This window comes from Parabacteroides sp. PFB2-10, from assembly GCF_029893085.1.
Classification (GTDB): Bacteria; Bacteroidota; Bacteroidia; order Bacteroidales; family Tannerellaceae; genus QVMG01.
Map to the genome: position 1 here is coordinate 76710 of NZ_JARXWI010000003.1, position 20500 is coordinate 97209.

Sequence of the window (20500 nt, forward strand, 5' to 3'; positions counted from 1 at the left end):
CAACACTCCTCTTATTCATTTGATTCGTTTCACTTAAAAAAGAGCAGAAAAAAATGAAAAGAGTTTTATCTATGATCGCCGTGGTTGTGCTGGCGAGTTGTATGTCCGGATACGCTATAGATCCGGTTGATTCCTTGAAAATTGCTAAAGATATCTCGCTGGACGAGGTGATGGTCACGGCTACCCGCGCGACCAAAGAGACACCCGTTGCCTATAGCGAACTATCGCAGCAGGAGCTGTCGCGTCGCAACGACGGACAGGGCATTCCTTACCTGATCGCTACCTCACCCTCCGTGATTATGACTTCCGATGCCGGCACAGGCATTGGCTATTCCGGATTCCGTATCCGTGGTACGGATGCAAACCGTATCAATATTACGGTCAACGGGGTGCCGCTGAACGATGCCGAATCGCACGGCGTGTTCTGGGTAAATATGCCCGACTTTGCCTCGTCGGTCGATAATATCCAGATCCAGCGCGGAGCAGGCACCTCGACCAACGGAGCAGCGGCTTTTGGTGCTACGGTGGCCATGCAGACGCAAAAGGCCTCGTTGAAGCCCTACGCCGAGTACTCGCTGTCGGCAGGTTCGTTTGGCACACTCAAGCATACCGTGGAAGGGGGAACGGGGCTATTATATGATCGCTTTGTGATCGACGCCCGCTACTCCGATATCCGCAGCGACGGGTTTATCGACCGGGCCGAGGCCAAGATGAGTTCCTATTTCCTTTCGGTCTCCTACTATGCCGACAACTCCCTGATCCGGTTCCAGACCTTCGGCAGTAGCGAGACGACCTACCAGGCATGGAACGGGGTGCCCTCCGGGATGCTTACTACCGACAGAACATACAATCCTTGCGGAGAATATGAAGAGGATGGGCAAACGAAGTATTACGACAACCAGACGGATAACTACTGGCAGCAGCATTATCACCTGATTGCCAACCACCGGATGGGTGATTATTGGAATATGAATGTCACACTCCACTATACACCGGGCGAGGGCTATTATGAAGACTATAAGGCCGGGGCGAAATTCAGTAGCTACAAACTGCCGACTTTCACCGATTCCGAAGGGAAAGAGGTAAAGAAGAGCGACCTGGTGCGCCGTAAATGGCTGGAAAGTGATTTCTACGGTGGGATATTCGGGATTAATTACCTGAATACCAACCTGCATGCCACCCTGGGTGGCGGGATCAACCGCTTCGTATGCGACCACTTCGGGCGGGTGATATGGATGAAAACCGCTCAGAACCTGCCTCAGCCCGATTATGAATACTACCGCAACCGGGGTGATAAGGTCGACTATAATGTGTATGTGAAAGCGAATTACCGGTTAAATCAGACATTGCACGGCTATCTCGACCTGCAATACCGCGGCATTGATTACGCGATCGACGGGAGCGATGACGTAGCAGGCGACAATGTGCATATCGACAAACACTGGGATTTCTTTAACCCGAAGGTGGGGTTGAACTACCAAAAGGGCGGACATAATGCCTTTGCCTCGTTTGCCATTGCCAACCGGGAGCCCAACCGCGATAACTTCACCGAAGCGGGACCGAACGAACATCCTACGCACGAAACGTTGTATGACTACGAACTGGGTTATAGCTATGCGCATCCACGCTTCAACGTGGGAGTGAACCTCTACTATATGGATTACAACAATCAGTTGATCCTGACCGGAAAGATCAGCGAGATCGGGGAAGCCCTGACCTCAAATATCAAAGACAGCTACCGGGCAGGGATCGAACTCACAGTCGGCGCCAAAATAACCGATTGGCTGAGTTGGAACGGAAATATGACATGGAGCCGGAATAAAATCTATAACTTTACGGAGGTGATGGAAAACTTTAATACAGTGGGTTACGACTGGGTGCCGGTACCGGGACAGGAGGTGATCGAGAATAACCTGGGAACAACGGATATCGCCTTTTCGCCTGCTACGATTGCCAATAGCATATTCGATTTCAATTGGAAGAAATTCTCCGCCAGCTTTACCTCTCAATATGTGGGACGGCAATACCTGGATAACACCTCCGCCAAGAGCCGGTCGGTCGATCCCTATTTTGTGAATAGCCTGCGGGTGGGTTACACCTTTACTCCTTCATTTATGAAAGAGATTGCATTGGACCTGACGATCAATAACCTGTTCAACGAGAAGTATGAAACCAATGGTTGGGTCTATTCGGCTATGGTCGATGGCGAACGCTATACGGAAGACGGATTATTTACTCAGGCGGGAACCCATGCGATGGCGCGTGTAACGTTTAAATTCTAATAATGGAACAAATCCTTGAATACTTTGGGGTCATAACCGGATTGCTTTATCTCCTACTGGAGATAAAGCAGCACCGGGCTATGTGGGTGGTCGGTTTCCTGACCTCGCTCACCTACGTGTTTGTCTTTTTCTTCGCGAAGGTATATGCCGATATGGGGCTGAATATCTATTATGTAGTGATCAGCATCTATGGTTTTATGCAGTGGAGCCGGCAAAAGAATGCCGTGCAGACAGAAGAGAAAAAAGACGAATCGATTGTCTACAAACATATAACGCCCTGGATGTTTATCGGCGTATTGGCGGCTATCGGTATTCTTTTCTTCCTGATATGGTATGTCCTGGCACATTATACCGACTCCCCCATTCCGATAGGCGATGCCTTTACGACGGCAGCCAGCATCGTAGCGACCTGGATGCTGGCGAAATGCATTATCGAACATTGGGGCTTTTGGATCGTGATCAATCTGGTATCCGTTTATTTATACTACCTACGCGACCTCTATCCCACGATGTTTCTTTATCTTTGCTACGCTTTATTGCCCATTATCGGATGGTACACATGGAAAAAGAAAGGAATAAAGGCTGGATGATCGAGTATTCCCCCTGCATTGTGGTGGCCGATGGGTTGTTTCCCTCCCTGGCGTTTCTTCCGGATCTATTGCGCGAAGCAAAGCGGGTGATCGCCTGTGACGGCGCTGTGGTGACGCTGCTGGCACATGGGGTGACGCCGGATGCGATTGTGGGCGATATGGATAGCATTCCGGAAGAGCTGAAAGAGCGCTTTGCCGATCGCATACACACCTATTCGGAACAGGAGACCAACGACCTGACCAAAGCGGTTCACTTTGCCGAGCAGGCAGGAGAGAAAGAGGTGTTAATCGTGGGAGCAACAGGCCTGCGCGAGGATCATACCCTGGGCAATATCTCTCTGTTGGCAGATTACGGTCCCTTATTCGACCGGGTAGAGATATTGACTGATTGGGGATTGTTTACGCCTATCGACCGCACAGCGACATTCGACAGCTATCCCGGACAGCAAGTATCGATCTTCTCCCTTACTCCCGACACGAAGATTACCACAGAAGGCTTGTGCTGGCCTATCCAAGAAAAGGGATTGAGTAGCTGGTGGCAGGGCACATTAAACGAAGCCCTGGCAGATCAGTTTACTATCCGCCTCTCCTCCCCTGGCCGATTCATCGTATACAGATTGTTCCAGTCGTCACAAAATAAAATAAAAACATGAAATACGGATTATTTTGTTTATTACTATTTATAGCTTTTTCCTGTACTTCCCATGGGGATACTATTGCGCTGGTTAATCTGTAAGTGATCGATAGTTTCTATTTTTTTCTGCTTGTTGTCTACTTTTTATTTCCAAATATTTGGCAGCAATAAAAAAAGGCCTATCTTTGCACCGTCTTAAGCGAAAGGCGATTATTCATTTTGATGAAATCAAAAATTCCGGGCGTTTAGCTCAGCTGGTTCAGAGCATCTGCCTTACAAGCAGAGGGTCGGCGGTTCGAATCCGTCAACGCCCACCAACGGAACCCTTTCGAATTCATCATCATACACATCAAGGGCGTTTAGCTCAGCTGGTTCAGAGCATCTGCCTTACAAGCAGAGGGTCGGCGGTTCGAATCCGTCAACGCCCACCACAGCGGTAAAATCCTAATAAGACAGGAGAAGCCAACAAAAGACACAAAGTCTGTTAGTCAGTAGATTAACAGGCTTTTTTTTATTTTCCACAAAGGACACGGATTCAATAGGAAGATTTAGATGCTGTTTTTTGCCAATCCGACTAAATTGGTAAAAAATAGTCGGACGAGAAAATAAAAGTAACTGTAACTTTGTCGCAAAATAAAGAAGTATGTTAGAAGAATTAAATCGAGTGATTGATTATATAGAAGAGCATCTGACCGATGAAATATCACTTGAATCGGTTGCTGACTATGCAAGAGTTTCTGATTTTCATTTCCGAAAAGTGTTTTTTTATCTATCAGGAATGACGCTTAGTGAATACATTAAAAACAGAAGATTGTCGGAAGCCAACAAAGATTTACTGGCAGGGGAACGAGTTATTGATGTGGCTTTCAAGTACGGTTATGAGTCAACAGACGGATTTACCCGCGCATTTAAGAAATGGAGTGGACTTTTACCATCAGATGTAATCAAGAAAAAGACAAGCAAAATCTTCCCTAAATTTTCATTTAAAATAGTTATTACAGGAGGAATCAGTATGGAATTTAGAATCGAAAGCAAACCTGCATTCAACTTCTTTGGAGTGAGTAAACGTATACCAATGCAATTTGAAGGAGTTAATAATGAAATTGTAAAACTTATACAAATTATTACAGAAGAGCAGAGGAATGAAATGCGTGAGATTCAAAACATTGCACCATTTGAAATACTCAATATTTCTTATGATGCTGATGCTAAGTTTATGAAAGAAGAAGGTGATTTAACCCATATGATTGGCGTGATGTCTACTGAGGAAGCGAGTAAGCAATTAGAAAAATTATCCGTAGAAGCAGGTTTGTGGGCAGTATTCCCAAACGAGGGTATATTTCCTTCAACTCTGCAACAGACTTGGGCAAGAATTTACTCAGAATGGCTTCTATCATCCAATTACGAACTGATTGACAACCCCTCGTTCTCTTTTACAAAAATGGATGAGTTGAAAAAAGACTATGCATATAGTGAAATATGGATTCCTATAAAAAGAAAATGAATACGGAGTGATCCGGATTATAAAAGGAAAAGAATTGCGAAAATCAAAAAAAAGGTTTTACTTTACCACTGATACGTTGAAAAAACTGGCTTAGAGAAATCCTATTCTATTATTAGACAGTCAGTCGATTATGAGTAAATTAACCTTAAATGATGTAGAAGTATGAAATTCTATTGGCAATCCCTGTGTTTTGTTAGAAAACAAATGCAGAAATACGTTATGGCAGCAGCTTTGCTGTTCATATCCGTATGCGTTCAGTCGCAACCCCAACGTGGAAACCAGCCCCCGCCCCCTCCCGTTCCAGGCGAAGCTATGTGTACAAACATTTCAGCCTCCTCCTTCCCCCGCCTCTTTCCCGACCGGAGCATTGAATTTCGGATGAGAGCGCCGGAGGCGAACAAGATCACCCTCAGTCTCGGAAAAGATTATGAGATGAAATCGGACGGAAACGGAAACTGGTCGGTACGGACAGAACCACAAGTTCCCGGTTTTCACTATTATTCGGTTAAAGTAGGCGGACTCAGCGCGGCAGATCCGGCCAGCTATTCTTACTTCGGCATGAGCCGTATGGCCAGCGGAGTAGAGGTACCCGAAGATAGTAGTGTCGATTATTACTTCCCCAAAAAAGGAGTACCACAAGGATCCTTGCGTTCACAAAAATTCTATTCGGCTGTTTGCGATCAATGGAGAAGAATGTTTATCTATACGCCTCCGGGCTATGAAGAAAACCTCAACAAGCGTTATCCCGTACTATACCTGCAACATGGCGGCGGAGAAGATGAACGCGGATGGGCTATTCAGGGCATGATGAACTTTATTTTAGACAATTTGATTGCTAAAGGGAAAGCGGTTCCAATGATCGTAGTGATGAACGACGGGTATGCACAATTGGCCGGTGAACCACTTGCCATTCAACAACCCAACCAACGTTCCAATATGAATGCTTTTACCGGTTTTGTGGATATGATGATGAAAGATGTGATTCCGTTTATCGATAGCAACTTTCGCACGATGCCGGATAAAAACAACCGGGCTATGGCTGGACTTTCCTGGGGTTCCAAACAAACTGCGGACGTAACCATGCCCAACCTTGACACCTTTTCTTATATCGGTCTGTTTAGCGGAGGCTTCCTGCGCGAAAACGATGATATTAAAACGGTGTATAACGGTGTTTTAGCCGATCCTGCCCGGTTCGATCAGGAAGTAAAACTATTGTGGCTGGGCGTGGGTTCGGAAGAGGGTCCCGAAGGACTCTTAAAGACACACAACCGCCTGAAAGAACATGGCATAAAGAACAGTGTTTATTACCTGTCGGAAGGAACCGCCCATGAATGGTTGACCTGGAGGAGATGTCTCCATCAGTTTTCGCAACGCTTGTTCAAATAATATCTACACTTAATAAATAAAGAAATATGAAATTCAAGCATTTAACATATTTGTTTTTAGGAATAGCGGTGACTGCCGGATTGTTTGCCTGCGGTAAAAAGGAACCCGTATACACTTTCGTCACCCAGCCTCCAATCACCGAACCGATTTCCGCCTCGACCAATACACGGGGAATCGAATACCCGAAAGTAAATCCCGATCTGAGCGTTACCCTGCGCGTAGCTGCTCCGACAGCCCAAAAAGTGGTGGTCGACATGGGTGGTGCACAATACGAGATGGAGAAAAAAGAAGACGGTTTCTGGTGGACTACTACCCGCCCACAAGACATTGGCTTTCATTATTATGAGATCATTGTTGACGGCGTACGCGTATCCGACCCCTCCAGTGAACAGTTTTTCGGCATGGGACGGATGGCCAGTGGAATCGAAATACCGGAAGTGGGTATCGACTACTATCTCCCGCAACAGGTGCCTCACGGCGATGTCCGCATCAAACATTACTGGTCGGATATCACCCAGAAGTGGAGACGTTGCTATGTGTATACGCCTCCGGGCTACGACAACGACCTGAACAAGAAATACCCGGTTCTGTACCTGCAGCACGGAGCGGGAGAAGATGAGACCGGTTGGAGCACACAAGGGAAAATGGATTACATCCTCGATAATCTGATTGCTCAGCAAAAAGCCGTGCCTATGATTGTTGTCATGGACAACGGAACGGCAGTCGATGCTCGCCCCTCAGAGGGAAATGCACCCCGCGGCGGTGGAAGAGGTATGTTCTCGTTCGACACCTTTGTTGAAGTCATCACAACGGAACTGATTCCGGAAATCGACAAATCGTTCCGGACAAAGGCAGATAGAGAGAACCGCGCTGTAGCCGGTCTATCCATGGGAGGATTCCAGGCGTTTCAGACCGGATTAACGAACCTCGATAAATTCGCTCATATCGGTGGGTTCAGCGGCGCCGGTCGTATTGCCGCCGACACGCCCATAGCGGAAGCCTATGGGGGCGCGTTTGCCAACGCGGAAGAATTCAACAAGAAAGTGAAAGTAGTCTATGCCAGCATTGGTCTGAAAGAATCGGATGCTTTTTATCGTACCGTGAACGATTTCCATAAGCAACTGGAGGAAGCCGGCATCAACCATGTGTATTACGAATCGGAAGGAACCGCCCACGAATGGCTGACCTGGCGCCGATCGTTGCATCAGTTTGCACAATTATTATTCAAATAAAAGAAAAACCATGAAACATTATCGCAGAGAAACCGGAATGAAAAGGATGTTCATTGTCCTATCGCTATTGATTGTTTGCCATACGTTTCTTTTTGCCCAACAGGATCGTGTAAACATCGATTGGGATCCGCAGCGCAACAAAGAAAATCTGGTTCCGCTATCGGCTAAGGTTATTTCACCGGAAGTGCTGGAAGATAAATCGGTTATTTTTCGCCTGCACGGACCGGACGTAAAAGAGGTGTTTGTATCAGGATCCATGTTTGTTGGCGACGAAGCCAGGAAACGGGTTCCGATGACCAAAGGAGAAGACGGTATCTGGAGTGCCCGGATCGAGCCTTTGGATCCGAATATTTATCTATACTATTTTCAGGTCGATGGCGTGAATATGAACGACCCGAACAATACCTTTACGGGGCATGCCAATATGCCTGCTTTCAGCATGTTGTGGGTGCATGGCGACGGACCGGCTTTCTACGATGCCCGGCACGTCCCGCATGGCGCTATCACGCAACATTTCTACTACTCTCCGGTTACGGAAGGCGAACGCTACCTATTGGTTTATACCCCTCCCGGATATGATCCGGCGAAAAAGTATCCAGTATTATACCTCATGGGCGGTTCGGGCGATCTTCCCGAAACCTGGACCATGCACGGACAGGTCAACTTCATTATGGACAACCTGTTGGCTGAAGGGAAAGCCATTCCTATGATTATCGTCATTCCCAACAATCAGGTGGTTCACCGGATGCATCCGCAACACACCGAATTGTCCTTCCCTATCATGGAACGGGAGTACAAAGAGGCAATCATTCCTTTTGTCGAAAAACATTACAGTGTAATCTCCGACCGGCATGCACGAGCTATTTCCGGCCTTTCGATGGGCGGACGGCATACCCAATACGTTGGCTTGCGCAACCTCGATCTTTTTGGCAGCTTTGGTATTCTCAGCGCGGCTATTGCAATCGATGAAACGCCCGTTTTACGTGAACCGGATGTCAATTCCAAGATCGACTACCTGTTCCTGGGTGCAGGAACACACGAAACCAATCCGAGAGCAAGACACCAGGTATTGCATGAAGAGCTGGAAAAACTCGGTGTCAAACACGAATATTATGTCGGAAGCAAGGGTGCCCACGACCTGATCGCCTGGAGACATTTGCTTTACTATCGTTTCCTCCCCAACTTGTGGAGAAATCCCGAAATAAAAATAAAATAAGGCGTTGCCCTTAACGCGCAAAAAAGTCTCCTAAACGATTTGTTTAGGAGACTTTTTTGTCTAAAGGGAGTTTCGGATCACCCCGGAAAGAGATCCGGAGCTTCCGGTATCCCGGTATTATTTCTTCAGGAAACAGGTTTTAAGAACAATTGAGCTTCCGTCTATCTTGCAGTCGACCTCCTCCGGCACCTCTGTCAGGCGGATACTCTTTACTTTAGTACCACGTTTGATCACCATTGAGGAACCTTTCACTTTCAGGTCTTTGATCACAGTCACACTATCGCCATCCATCAGTTCGGCTCCATTGCTGTCGCGGGGAATATTATCTCCCGCTTCCTGCTGCTCCTCTCCCATAAACTCACAACCACAATCAGGGCATATATACATGGTCCCGTCAAAATAGGTATTTTCCGATGCGCAAACCGGACACTTTGGAATACTACTCATATTGTTTGTCTTAATTATTTAAGAGTGCAAAGGTAGTCTTAATTCGGGGGAAATGCAATTCGGATAGAGAGAGCGTGGTTCTAACCCTTTATTTAAAAAGCTTCGAAGCCATACTATGCAGTGACTTGCGCCATACTTGCCATTCGTGGTCACCGGGGAATGTCTCGAAGGTGACGTTCAAGCCCTGTTCTTTGAATATCCCTATCTGTTTACGGGTGGCATTGATACGCATATCCTGTTCGCCTACCGATATGTAGAGTAATTGCAGTTGCTCGTTGAATTTCTTCGAATTGGTCAATAAACCGGGAATCTCTTTTTCGGCATCGAATGCAGGAGCCCCTTGTGTTGAAATACCCCCGAAGATGCCTGAGCTGAAAATACCCACCGAACCAAACAGGGCGGTGTTCTGCAATCCGGTATAGAATGCCTGCCCGCCACCCATCGACAATCCGGCGATGGCACGGTTCTTTTGGTCAGTCAATGCCCGGTAGTTGGCTTCTACGAAAGGAATGATATTCTTTGTCATCTCATCGATAAAAGGCTCCATCCCTTTTCTGTTGTATCCACCTCCACCCCGGCTGACATTGCCGTTGGCGATCACCACAATCATCTTTTCAGCTATCCCTTCGGCAATCAGGTTGTCGAGTATGATGGCTGTTTTTCCCTGAATGGCCCATCCCCGATGGTCTTCGCCTCCACCATGCTGAATGTAGAGAACCGGATATTTCTTGTTCAGGTCTTTGTCGTACCCCGGCGGGGTGTATATATTGATCGGGCGCCAGCTTTCTGTTTGCTTCGAATAGTAATTCGTGGAGCGTATGACACCGTGGGGTACATCCCGTAAGGCGTAGAAGTCGCATCCCGCTTCGGGAATATCGATCGCGCTACTCATCCTCCCGCATCCGTAGAACGATTCGCTGGCCGGATCAGACACGCTGACTCCATCGACAATCAGGAAATAATAATGAAATCCCGGATCCTGCGGATCGGTCGTGCATGTCCAAAACCCATCGGCATCCTTTTGCATATCATATTTCTTCCCCAGATCAAGCTGCACCCGTTGTGCATCGGGCGCTTTCACCCCGAATATCACCCGCAAATCGGGCAGGATTCTCGGATAGGAATTGGCGTTGATATTGGTTTCTGCCGCTATGCCCGGCAACGGATTCTGACTGAAGGCAGCATTGGATAGGGCTACTAAGAGAAACAAAATAAACAACCCGCTTTTTGCGTTGTGTTTCATGATGTTATTCGTTTGATTGTGTTGTAAATATTATAAGAAACAATTTCTCGTTTACAAACTTACATTGTATTTCCGAGTTCAAGGATTGTTTTTCTTTCTAATTGGCGGACTTTTCCATTTTGCTTTGGCTCACGGGGAGATTTCACGGCGCTGCCACATTCGTCCACCAATAAAATCAAATAGTCCTCTATCCCCTTGTGTTCTTTCTCTACATTAGCTTGCGATTTCGTGTGTAGAGGCGAAGTGTCTATTTTGAAGTGCCTACAATTCTTTATTCTTATAAAATAATATGTTATGAAAAAGGTAGTATTTGTTGTTTTGACTTTTATGATGTCAGTCGGTTTGCTCTCTGCGCAGCAAGCCAGAATTAAAATTGATGTGGATCGTACGATCGGTGAAATCGATCCAAACCTCTACGGCAATTTTGTCGAACACTTAGGCCGCTGTGTCTATGGCGGTATCTACGAACCGGGGTCTTCTCTTTCGGACGAAAATGGTTTCCGGAAAGATGTGATGCAGGCGGTAAAGGATCTGAAAGTGCCCCTAACACGTTATCCGGGTGGTAACTTTGTATCCAACTATCATTGGTTAGACGCGGTGGGACCCGAACGAGTACCCCGTATGGATTATGCCTGGCAACGCTTGGAAACCAATAAATTTGGTACGAATGAGTTTGTAACCTGGGCAAAAAAGGTGGGTACGGAACCCTATTTCGCCGTTAACCTCGGCACCGGAACGATCGAAGAGGCTCAGTGGTGGGTGGAATACTGTAATGCCGATGGCGGTTCGTACTATTCGGAACTGCGTAAAAAGCATGGCTATCCGGAACCACACAACATTAAATACTGGGGACTTGGAAACGAAATGGACGGCCCATGGCAGATGGGACATCTGAATGCGGAAGACTATGTGAAGAAAGCCCGCGAAGCTGCGAAGCTTATGAAGATGGTCTCTCCGGATATCAAACTGATCGCTGCCGGCTCATCGCATTATTCGCGCGAAGCCAATCCCGATTATTGGAACCGCACCATCCTGGAAGGACTTGGCGAACAGATCGATTACATCGCCTTGCATATGTATGTAGGCAATCTCAACGATAACTATTACAACTTTATCTCGACCCCAATGGTGATGGACAGCCGCACGCAGGTGGTTCGTGGCATGATTTACGAGCAGGTACAACGAATGAGTCGTCCGAAACCCATCTACATTGCCTGGGACGAATACAATGTATGGTACAGAGCGCGCACCGGCAAAGACGCGGTAGGCGAACGCGCGTTGGAAGAGCATTACAACCTGGAAGATGCCCTCGTAGTAGCCGGTTTCCTGAATGTGTTTGTGCGCAATGCCGATATCGTTAAGATGGCCAATATGGCGCAATTGGTGAATGTGATTGCGCCGATTTTCACCAGCGAACAAGGCATGTTCCTGCAAACGATCTATTATCCGTTGCAGCTCTTTGCTAATCACATGAAAGGCACCTCACTGGATGTATTGGTAGACTGCGAAACCTACAACACCCAACAATTCGACAATGGCATGAACGAACGCTCGTCGCAACAATCCAATGTTCCTTACCTCGATGTGTCGGCCGCGGTCGATGGCGATGAGATAACGATCTGTGTCGTGAACCGTCATAAAGACAAAGCCATTTCAACGGATGTGCTTTGCCAGGAAGGCAGCTTCAATGGCTCTTTTGAAGTGTATGAAGTGAACGGCCCTGATATCAAATCGATGAACGACTTCGGAAAAACGCTTGTTGAAACGAAGAAGAAAAGCGATATCAAAGCGAAAGCCGATAAGTTTACCTATTCTTTCGCCCCGCACTCCTTTACCATGATCAAAGGGAAGGTGAAAAAATAGATCAATCCAACACATGCATATTTGGAAGGTAGGTAATGTAAACGCACCATATCTCCTCAAAATGTTAAAATATCAATTGTAAGCAAAACGGTCGTTTTGCTTACAATTCCATACGTTAAAAAGTGTTTCTCCCGGGAGTTTGTCTCCAAAGTCCCGCTTTTTTGCGCGCAAACTCCCGCTAAAATATCAAATTGATAGTTGGGACTATCAAAAGAAATAGGAGTTTTAACATCTGTTAGCATTTAAAATAACACCCATTCCCCCTCTCTTCCGCCCCCTTCGGAGTCATCAAAGCAGTTTTTCCGGATTTCAGACAAATTTTTCCAGATTCAAGACATCATTCACAAACGCTTTTATCACTTTTGCTCCTGTCGGTGCATTCCCTCTCCGCAGGGCGGGTCACTCAGACACACATAACCACCTAAAACAAAATAATATGAAACAGATTTTTACATGGACCCTGACGGGCCTTTTATTTCTGATCGCCACCACACTGAAGGCGCAGGAAGTGACCACCCTGAGATGGAAGAATCCTAAAGGGTATTTAATTATTTTCGCCACCCCGGGCACGGAGAATGTTACCATTGATTGGGGCAATGAGGAAACGACGAAAGATAGTGGAGACTGGCCAAGAGGTCATGGCATACCCGTTCCCGACAGCTACGAGCAGGACACAGAGTACACCGTCACCATTACCACCGCCCCGGGGACCTCCCTCCTTCACCTGGAATGTTTTAATAAAGGATTATTGGCATTGGATGTTTCCCAAAACAGCAACCTGGAAAGTCTACATTGTTACGATAATCCGGAATTATCCGAATTAGATCTATCGAAGAATACGCTATTGAAGATACTGATATGCTATCGTACAAATATCTCCGAATTGGATCTGTCGGAGAATACACTATTGGAAGGGCTACAGTGCGATTACACAAATATCTCCGAATTGAATCTCTCGAAGCATTCGCTACTGAAAAGCCTGTATTGCGACAACACACACCTGCCTTTTGCCCAGTTACTCCCTATACTGGATTATGATCTATCAGGAACCTTCTCTTACGCCCCCCAATCGATCACCTTAGAGGTTGAACCGGGCGATGAGTTGGATATGGAGGCATTGGGATTGTATATCGACGATGTGCAGACCCTTTACCTGATTGATGAAGAAACCGGTGCCGGAACGGCCTTGGGAGAGACATTCACGGTGCCGGCCGACTGGGAAAGAGGAAGTTCCCATACCCTTTCGATGTGGCTGGCGGGAGGTGTACTGCCGAAGTTTGAAGAGAATCCCCTGATATTAACGCTGGAGGTGAAGGCGGTTCACGACATTACACTGACAAAACAAACGGGAATGAAATATATCAACCTGTCACCGGAAGATAAAAAGGTAGTCGATGGAGACAACTTCACCTTCGAACTCGAACTGGCGCCTCATTACGCACAAAGCAAACCGGTGGTAATGGTGAAACGGGGCAATAAAAAGCCGGAGGCGCTTGATCCGGATGCACCCGGCAGCTACCGCTACACGGTCGAAGAGGTCACAAGCGATGTGGTGATATGGGTCGACGGAATGCACCTGAACCGCTACAATGTGGTGTTAACACCTGCCAAAGGGGTGATCTACAATATGCCGCCCAGGGTGTGGGTGAGCCATTGGGATGATTATTCGTTCCGCATCGACCTGGAAGAGGGCTACGATAATAGCTACGCAGTGGTGATGATCCAACAGGGAAACAACGAACCGGAGCCACTCAAGCCCTATACACCCGGCACCAATCGCTATGTGATTGCCGATATCACCGATCATATCACCATCACTGTCGAAGGGGTATCGCCTGTAAATAATGCCCAATTGAACGGAGAGACGATCCGCCTATGGGTCGACGGAGGCACACTGACGGTAGAAAACAACGGCCCGGCTTCCCATTTGCAGGTATATACCCTTACCGGATCGCTCTACCAGCAAAAGAACCTGTCGGCAGGCACCACCACCGTCCACCTCGCACCGGGCGTTTACTTAGTGCGCATCAACGGGAAAACAACCAAGGTGGTGGCAAGAAACTAAACAAAAGCGGGGATCTTCTCCCTATCTTATAAACAAAAAGCCCGCAGATCGGTTAAGACCTGCGGGCTTTTCGGGTATATAAAGCATTCCTGCCGGAGAAGTTATCCGTTCATGGAGGCAAGGAATTCCATATTGTCGGAGGTGTTCTCCATGTGCTTCTTCACGAATTCCATTGCTTCAAGGGAGTTCATATCCGAGAGATACTTACGAAGGATCCACATACGGTTGACGGTCGCATCGTCTTGCAGCAGGTCGTCGCGACGCGTGCTGGAGGCAATGATATCGACTGCCGGGTAGATACGCTTGTTGGATAGCTTGCGGTCGAGCTGAAGTTCCATATTACCGGTTCCTTTAAACTCTTCGAAGATCACATCGTCCATCTTCGAACCGGTCTCGGTCAATGCTGTTGCCAGGATAGTAAGGCTACCGCCGTTCTCGATATTACGGGCAGCTCCGAAGAAACGTTTGGGTTTCTGCAAGGCATTGGCGTCGACACCTCCGGAGAGCACCTTACCGGATGCCGGCTGCACGGTGTTATAGGCGCGTGCCAAACGGGTAATGGAGTCGAGCAGAATCACTACGTCGTGTCCACATTCCACCATACGCTTTGCTTTGTTCAATACGATATCAGCGATCTTTACATGACGATCGGCCGGTTCGTCGAAGGTTGAAGCGATCACTTCCGCATCAACGCTGCGTGCCATATCGGTCACTTCCTCCGGACGTTCGTCGATCAACAGGATGATCATATAGACTTCCGGATGGTTGGCGGCAATGGCATTGGCAATATCTTTGAGCAACATCGTCTTCCCGGTCTTCGGCTGGGCAACGATCAATCCACGCTGTCCCTTACCGATCGGCGAGAAGAGATCAACCACACGTACGGCCGTCTTATCGTATACCTTCGGTGCACGGCGGGCGGTAAGCATAAACTTTTCGTCCGGGAAGAGCGGGGTCAAGTGGTCGAAAGGCACACGGTCGCGCACCTCTTCGGGCGTACGTCCGTTGATCCGGTCAACCTTTACCAGCGGGAAGTATTTCTCGCCCTCTTTGGGAGGACGGATAGGACCTTCCACCACATCACCGGTGCGCAAGCCAAACAGTTTGATCTGCGATTGTGACACATAGATATCGTCGGGTGAAGTGAGGTAGTTATAGTCAGACGAACGCAGGAAACCATAGCCGTCAGGCATCATTTCCAACACACCTGTACCGGTCAGGATGCCATCGAATTCGTAGGCTTTCTCCTGAGGTTGCTGCTGAGCGTTATTCTTTTGTTGATTGTTATTCTGCCGTGGATTGGGCTTATTGGCACTGTTTTGTTGTTGAACAGGCTGCTTAGCATCCTGTTTCTCTTCTTGTTGCTTCTTAGGCTCTGCTTTGGGTGTCGTGGAAGAGAAGGGAAATATCTGGTCGAGCAGGGATTTTGCATCCGGATGACGGAACACCACCCGCTTATTGTCGTCTTTTTCTTCCGGCTTTTTCGCCTCTTCTGCTACGGGGAGTGCCTCTTTCTTCTCTTCGGGGGGAATAGGCAATTCGCCTTCCGTTTCGGCTACTACAGGGGGTAAAACCTTCTTTACTTCCGGCTGACGCGCTTCCGCTTTGGAAGGGATCACAGTCTTTTGCGCTGCTTCCGGCTCTTTTTCTACGGAAGGCTTCGCTTTAGCCGGCGGTGTATCGTTCTTGAACAGAACCGGTTCCGCATCCGGTTTGCCCGGAATAATAGCGGCGGCTACTTTCTCTTTCTTTTCGATTCGTACCCGTTTCTTCTTTTCCGGTTGGGAAACTTTCTCTTCGGTGGCCGTTGCATCGGCTGTTGGTTGTTCAACAACAGGTTTCGCTACGGCTTTCGGCTGCTCAGCGACTGCTTTCACATCTGCTGGTTCTGCAGCCGTAGTCGCTTTCTTTGGTGCTTTGTTTTTCTTTTCCGGCTGGGAAGTATCTTCTTTCTTCTCCGGCTTAGCCGTTTTGGCTACAGTCTTTTTCTGTGTTTTCTTTTTCGCCAGGCTTTCCGCCTTTTTAGCCTCTTTTTCTTTCTCCTTTTCTACCTGGATGCCGGCCAAAGAGATAGCCTGCTCGTCTAAGATACGATAAATCAGTTCCTCTTTCTTCAAGCTGCTGACTTTCTTGATACCTAACTCTGTAGCAATAGTCTGAAGCTCGGGTAAAAGCTTCTCATTTAGTTCTAAAATGTTATATTTCTGCATAATTTGGGAAGTGAATAACTTTTGGCGTAACATGTGTTTCTATTCCAATGGGAACTACACACGGCGCATGTTTATCTCATTAATTTTATAAATGCGTTGAATAATTATATCTTTCATGAATGTGAAGTTTACTAACGTAACGACTTGTTAGTAATACATCAGCGTGGTAAGATGCTGCAAATGTATAAACTTTCTTTTGAATACCACGCTACTTCATGTAGTTTTTTTTACGATAAGTGCCTGTTTTGTGGACGGTTCTATCCGAAAACGATTATCCGTTCTCTCTCCGACTATCCAAAGGATATTGTCGCCTGAGCATAAGAGCCAGGCATTTTCTTTTTCAAACCGGCTATACTTATGATTGATAAAATAATCGCTCAGTTTCTGTTTGCCCTGCATACCGAAAGGAATAAACCAATCGCCCTTCTGCCATCGTCGCAGTTCCAATGGAAAGCGAATCTTATCGGCATCGAACCAGGCGCAGTTTTTGTCTTTGCCGATCACACTCTCTGATGAATAAACAATCTGACGAAAAGAAAGTTCGATCGGCAGATGTGCCACATCATTTTCAGAGTGGATCAGAAAACTTTCCGGGCTTTTTTCTTCTTCCAGCGGCGTCAACAACAGCGTCATTCTGTCTTTCAATAAACGATGGGTGGAAGAGAAAAATAGTTTTCCCGATTCTTTCTGTAAAGAAGAGAATATATCGCACACCTGCAGGCGATTAAAATGATAGGGTGATAAGAGCTCAAAGAGCATTGTCTCCGGCTCTTCACAGTGCATTAATGAAGGAATTGACAAAAGACCTGGTTCCAGCAACACCTTCTTCTTTGCCTCCTCGATTGCTTTCCGATAGAGCGTTTCCGCCGAAGAAAGATGATCGGCTGTCCGTGCAATCGCCTCCCGCACAGAAGGATTTATTTGTTCCATCAAAGGAAGAATGCGCAGACGGATAAAGTTGCGTGTATAGATATCGGAGGCATTCGTATGGTCGGTCATGTAGGGCTGCTGCTCGCTATCGAGCCAGGAAACGATCTCTTCACGGCTGACACATAAAAGAGGCCTTATCACATAGCCATTCTTAGGACGTATCCCTCCCATACCGCGTATACCGGTTCCCCGCATGAGATTCATCAACAGGGTCTCTACGCTATCGTCGCGATGATGGGCCACAGCAATACAGTCGGCTTCCCATTCCAGGCGTTTCTCCTCGAACCAGCGATAGCGCAACTCACGCGCTGCCATCTCAATCGAGAGAGCGTGTTCTGCCGCATAGTGCGTTGTATCAAAATCAATAGAAGAAAAAGGAATCTGCAGCGTCTCCGCCAAACGGCGCGAAAACGCCTCGTCGCGATCGGACTCTTCGCCACGTAGATGAAAATTGCAATGAACAGCGAAGCAACGATACCCCAGGCACACCAAAATTTTGAGCAGAGCCACCGAGTCGGCTCCGCCGCTAAGTCCAACCACCACCCGGCCTCCTTCAGGCAGAAGCCGGTTGGATTGGATATAGGTGTGAACCGTTTGTAACAAAAAAAATGATTTATTCTACGCCTGCCAGTTCCGGGTCGATCATAATACGACCGCAGTATTCGCAAACGATAATTTTCTTACGTAGTTTGATATCCATCTGCTTCTGGGGCGGGATCTTATTAAAGCAACCACCACAGGCGTCACGTTGGATATAAACAACAGCCAAGCCGTTGCGCGCACCCTTACGGATACGTTTGAAAGCAGTCAGCAAGCGAGGCTCTACCATGGCTTCCAGCTTCTTGGCTTTCTCGCGCAGTTTTTCTTCTTCCTGCTTGGTCTCAGAGATAATCTCTTCCAACTCGCCCCGTTTCTGAACCAAATCGGCACGACGACCATCCAGATTATCCGCCAACTGAGCAATCTCTTCCTGTTTCTGTTTAGCTGATTCACCGTATTCGCGGATCTTCTTTTCGGCAAACTCGATCTCCAATCCCTGGAATTCGATCTCTTTGGTCAGATTATCAAATTCACGGTTGTTACGGACATTGTCCAATTGGGTCTTATATTTTTCAATCAAGGCGGTCGATTCAGCTATTTTATTCTTTTGGTCTACCACCGACTGGTCAAACTCCTTAATATCCGTCTGGTAATTACTTAAACGCGTTTCCAATCCGGCAATTTCATCTTCCAGGTCCTGCACTTCCAACGGCAACTCACCACGAAGTGTTTTAATCTTATCAATTTCAGTCACCATCGTCTGAAGTTGATACAGCGTAGAAAGCTTCTCTTCAACTGTATATTCCTTTTCAGCTGATTGTTTCTCTTTAGCCATGCTATAAATATTTTACTGGGTTTGAATTAACATTCGACAAATGAAGTGCAAAGGTAGGGAATTTTTTGGATATCAAATCAAAAAAGATCTCTTTTGTACAGACCTCCGACTCATAATGTCCGATCACCGCCAGTAAGATTCGATCTTCCACATCGTAAAAGTCGTTGTATTTGGCTTCACCGGTAATGAATATATCAGCTCCGTAAGCAATTGCATCCTTGAGCAGAAAGGCTCCGCTCCCGCCACAGATAGCGACCTCCCGGATCGGCTTATGTATGAGCGATGAATGTTTAACACAGGCTACGTTAAAAATATCCTTTATGCGCCGCAAAAAGAAATATTCATCTTCCTCTTCAGGCAGCTCTCCTACCACACCCGATCCGGCCTGTTGCCAGGTGTTATCCAACGGATAGAAATCGAACACAGGCTCTTCGTAGGGATGTACCGAACGCAAGGCACGCATCACAGCAATCTTTTTGTAAGCCGGCAAAACGGTTTCAATACGTGTTTCATTCTCATAATGCACCTTCCCGATCTCCCCCGCAAAGGGATTAGCCCCTTCCAAAGCGCGATAAGTACCGTCGCCATAGAGATTGAAGCTGGTAGAATCATAGTTACCCACATGACCTGCACCCGCCTGAAACAACGTGTTGCGCACCATATCAGCGTAGGGCGTCGGTACAAAAGTGACCAGCTTCAAGAGGTTTCCTTTCTGCGGACTCAGGATGCGGATATTCTCCAGACCGATCATTTCCGCCAACCGGTAGTTGACCCCACCCTGGGCATTATCCAGGTTGGTATGGGCGGCGTATATCACCAGATCGTGTTTGCAGGCCTTCATCATACAGCGTTCAATATAGGTAGCGCCGCGTAATGACTTAAAAGGTTTAAAGGCAAGCGGATGATGGGAGATAATCAGGTTACACTCCCGTTCGATCGCTTCATCAAGGATCTCCTCCGTGACATCCAAGCAGAGCAAGGCTCCGGTAGCCGCTTGATTCACATCGCCTACCTGCACACCGGCATTATCGAAGTCCTCCTGCAGAGGCAGCGGTGCAAACAGCTCGATTTCACGAAGAATATCCTTAATCTTTATCATTTTTATTTACCTTTCTGTATAATCTTGACAGCCGACACCTTGGCAAAGCAAACACCTTTGACAAGACCCGTGCGGACTTCGCTTCCGGTATTCGCGTCGACCTCGATAGTCACATTATGAATATGGCTCGGCAAAGACGACTTGGTAGAAGCACTTATATTATTGACACGAAGCCAACCTCCTTCCGTGTACGCATGATCCAATATATTGGCATCAAACTTAATCGAAATAGATCCGCCTTCCGCACCGATTGTATATTCCGTCTGTTCCGGCACAATATACGCATCTATCACACTCTCATCATCACACGCAAATAATCCCGTCGTTAAGGCAAGGATCACAAAATAAGCAAATACTCTCTTATACATAAGTTTCATTTTTAAAATATAAAATAGGTTTTCAGGTTAATCAACAAACAAAGGCT

The 20500-nt window shown here is 47.2% G+C and carries 16 protein-coding genes and 2 tRNA genes; 11 read left to right on the top strand and 7 right to left on the bottom strand.

The features are described 5' to 3' along the window. The first annotated feature begins 53 nt into the window (after window positions 1-53). From M2137_RS03595 to M2137_RS03635, 9 genes are all read left to right on the top strand, one after another. Entirely contained in the window at window positions 54-2282 is a 2229-nt protein-coding gene (locus M2137_RS03595) for a TonB-dependent receptor (RefSeq protein ID WP_280765096.1), read from the top strand. 2 nt (window positions 2283-2284) lie between these two features. Beyond that, window positions 2285-2872 carry a nicotinamide riboside transporter PnuC gene (pnuC, locus tag M2137_RS03600; RefSeq protein WP_280765097.1) on the top strand — a complete coding sequence of 196 codons (588 nt, stop codon included), beginning with the start codon at window positions 2285-2287 and terminating at the stop codon, window positions 2870-2872. Then, window positions 2869-3525 (top strand): thiamine diphosphokinase, encoded by a 657-nt coding sequence (locus M2137_RS03605; protein WP_280765261.1) that lies wholly within the window; start codon window positions 2869-2871, stop codon window positions 3523-3525. The genes pnuC and M2137_RS03605 overlap by 4 nt, the downstream gene beginning before the upstream one ends. Window positions 3526-3745: 220 nt before the next feature. Next, a tRNA-Val gene (locus M2137_RS03610) sits at window positions 3746-3823 on the top strand. Between the two features lie 36 nt (window positions 3824-3859). Continuing rightward, window positions 3860-3937 (top strand) — tRNA-Val (locus tag M2137_RS03615). 212 nt (window positions 3938-4149) lie between these two features. Further along, window positions 4150-5010, top strand: coding sequence for an AraC family transcriptional regulator (locus M2137_RS03620; RefSeq protein WP_280765098.1), 861 nt, complete (start codon window positions 4150-4152; stop codon window positions 5008-5010). Between the two features lie 204 nt (window positions 5011-5214). Further along, complete coding sequence (locus M2137_RS03625; protein WP_280765099.1) at window positions 5215-6396, top strand: alpha/beta hydrolase-fold protein; 1182 nt, start codon at window positions 5215-5217, stop codon at window positions 6394-6396. Between the two features lie 26 nt (window positions 6397-6422). Further along, window positions 6423-7628, top strand: coding sequence for an alpha/beta hydrolase-fold protein (locus M2137_RS03630; protein WP_280765100.1), 1206 nt, complete (start codon window positions 6423-6425; stop codon window positions 7626-7628). Window positions 7629-7638: 10 nt separating this feature from the next. Further along, a complete protein-coding gene (locus M2137_RS03635; RefSeq protein ID WP_280765101.1) occupies window positions 7639-8844 on the top strand; it encodes an alpha/beta hydrolase-fold protein in 1206 nt (401 codons plus the stop codon). Between the two features lie 117 nt (window positions 8845-8961). On the opposite strand, the gene M2137_RS03640 is transcribed toward M2137_RS03635, so the two are convergent. Next, entirely contained in the window at window positions 8962-9291 is a 330-nt protein-coding gene (locus tag M2137_RS03640) for a zinc ribbon domain-containing protein YjdM (protein WP_280765102.1), read from the bottom strand. Between the two features lie 88 nt (window positions 9292-9379). Continuing rightward, window positions 9380-10534, bottom strand: coding sequence for an alpha/beta hydrolase-fold protein (locus tag M2137_RS03645; protein ID WP_280765103.1), 1155 nt, complete (start codon window positions 10532-10534; stop codon window positions 9380-9382). A 294-nt stretch (window positions 10535-10828) separates the two neighbouring features. Here M2137_RS03645 and M2137_RS03650 point away from each other — a divergent pair, with 294 nt between their 5' ends. Further along, the gene (locus M2137_RS03650; protein ID WP_280765104.1) at window positions 10829-12397 is read left to right on the top strand and encodes an alpha-L-arabinofuranosidase C-terminal domain-containing protein; all 1569 of its coding nucleotides are present in this window, start codon (window positions 10829-10831) and stop codon (window positions 12395-12397) included. 436 nt (window positions 12398-12833) lie between these two features. Then, window positions 12834-14462 (top strand): T9SS type A sorting domain-containing protein, encoded by a 1629-nt coding sequence (locus M2137_RS03655; protein ID WP_280765105.1) that lies wholly within the window; start codon window positions 12834-12836, stop codon window positions 14460-14462. 101 nt (window positions 14463-14563) lie between these two features. Here M2137_RS03655 and rho read toward each other — a convergent pair whose 3' ends face one another. The 5 genes from rho to M2137_RS03680 form a co-directional block, all read right to left on the bottom strand. Then, window positions 14564-16672 (bottom strand): transcription termination factor Rho, encoded by a 2109-nt coding sequence (gene rho, locus M2137_RS03660; RefSeq protein WP_280765106.1) that lies wholly within the window; start codon window positions 16670-16672, stop codon window positions 14564-14566. Window positions 16673-16885: 213 nt separating this feature from the next. After that, entirely contained in the window at window positions 16886-18205 is a 1320-nt protein-coding gene (gene tilS / locus M2137_RS03665) for a tRNA lysidine(34) synthetase TilS (RefSeq protein WP_280765107.1), read from the bottom strand. Between the two features lie 10 nt (window positions 18206-18215). Then, on the bottom strand, window positions 18216-18977 hold the full coding sequence (locus M2137_RS03670) for a C4-type zinc ribbon domain-containing protein (protein ID WP_280765108.1): 762 nt from the start codon (window positions 18975-18977) through the stop codon (window positions 18216-18218). A 1-nt stretch (window position 18978) separates the two neighbouring features. After that, window positions 18979-20076, bottom strand: a complete 1098-nt coding sequence (locus M2137_RS03675; protein ID WP_280765109.1) for a Nif3-like dinuclear metal center hexameric protein — start codon at window positions 20074-20076, stop codon at window positions 18979-18981. A gap of 2 nt (window positions 20077-20078) precedes the next feature. Next, a complete protein-coding gene (locus M2137_RS03680; RefSeq protein ID WP_280765110.1) occupies window positions 20079-20444 on the bottom strand; it encodes a BACON domain-containing protein in 366 nt (121 codons plus the stop codon). Window positions 20445-20500 lie beyond the last annotated feature (56 nt).

Excerpts from the sequence above, each read along its gene's own strand:
- M2137_RS03595 (WP_280765096.1), top strand. The coding sequence starts at position 54 with ATGAAAAGAGTTTTATCTATGATCGCCGTGGTTGTGCTGGCGAGTTGT.
- pnuC (WP_280765097.1), top strand. The coding sequence starts at position 2,285 with ATGGAACAAATCCTTGAATACTTTGGGGTCATAACCGGATTGCTTTAT.
- M2137_RS03605 (WP_280765261.1), top strand. The coding sequence starts at position 2,869 with ATGATCGAGTATTCCCCCTGCATTGTGGTGGCCGATGGGTTGTTTCCC.
- M2137_RS03620 (WP_280765098.1), top strand. The coding sequence starts at position 4,150 with ATGTTAGAAGAATTAAATCGAGTGATTGATTATATAGAAGAGCATCTG.
- M2137_RS03625 (WP_280765099.1), top strand. The coding sequence starts at position 5,215 with ATGCAGAAATACGTTATGGCAGCAGCTTTGCTGTTCATATCCGTATGC.
- M2137_RS03630 (WP_280765100.1), top strand. The coding sequence starts at position 6,423 with ATGAAATTCAAGCATTTAACATATTTGTTTTTAGGAATAGCGGTGACT.
- M2137_RS03635 (WP_280765101.1), top strand. The coding sequence starts at position 7,639 with ATGAAACATTATCGCAGAGAAACCGGAATGAAAAGGATGTTCATTGTC.
- M2137_RS03640 (WP_280765102.1), bottom strand. The coding sequence starts at position 9,291 with ATGAGTAGTATTCCAAAGTGTCCGGTTTGCGCATCGGAAAATACCTAT.
- M2137_RS03645 (WP_280765103.1), bottom strand. The coding sequence starts at position 10,534 with ATGAAACACAACGCAAAAAGCGGGTTGTTTATTTTGTTTCTCTTAGTA.
- M2137_RS03650 (WP_280765104.1), top strand. The coding sequence starts at position 10,829 with ATGAAAAAGGTAGTATTTGTTGTTTTGACTTTTATGATGTCAGTCGGT.
- M2137_RS03655 (WP_280765105.1), top strand. The coding sequence starts at position 12,834 with ATGAAACAGATTTTTACATGGACCCTGACGGGCCTTTTATTTCTGATC.
- rho (WP_280765106.1), bottom strand. The coding sequence starts at position 16,672 with ATGCAGAAATATAACATTTTAGAACTAAATGAGAAGCTTTTACCCGAG.
- M2137_RS03670 (WP_280765108.1), bottom strand. The coding sequence starts at position 18,977 with ATGGCTAAAGAGAAACAATCAGCTGAAAAGGAATATACAGTTGAAGAG.
- M2137_RS03675 (WP_280765109.1), bottom strand. The coding sequence starts at position 20,076 with ATGATAAAGATTAAGGATATTCTTCGTGAAATCGAGCTGTTTGCACCG.
- M2137_RS03680 (WP_280765110.1), bottom strand. The coding sequence starts at position 20,444 with ATGTATAAGAGAGTATTTGCTTATTTTGTGATCCTTGCCTTAACGACG.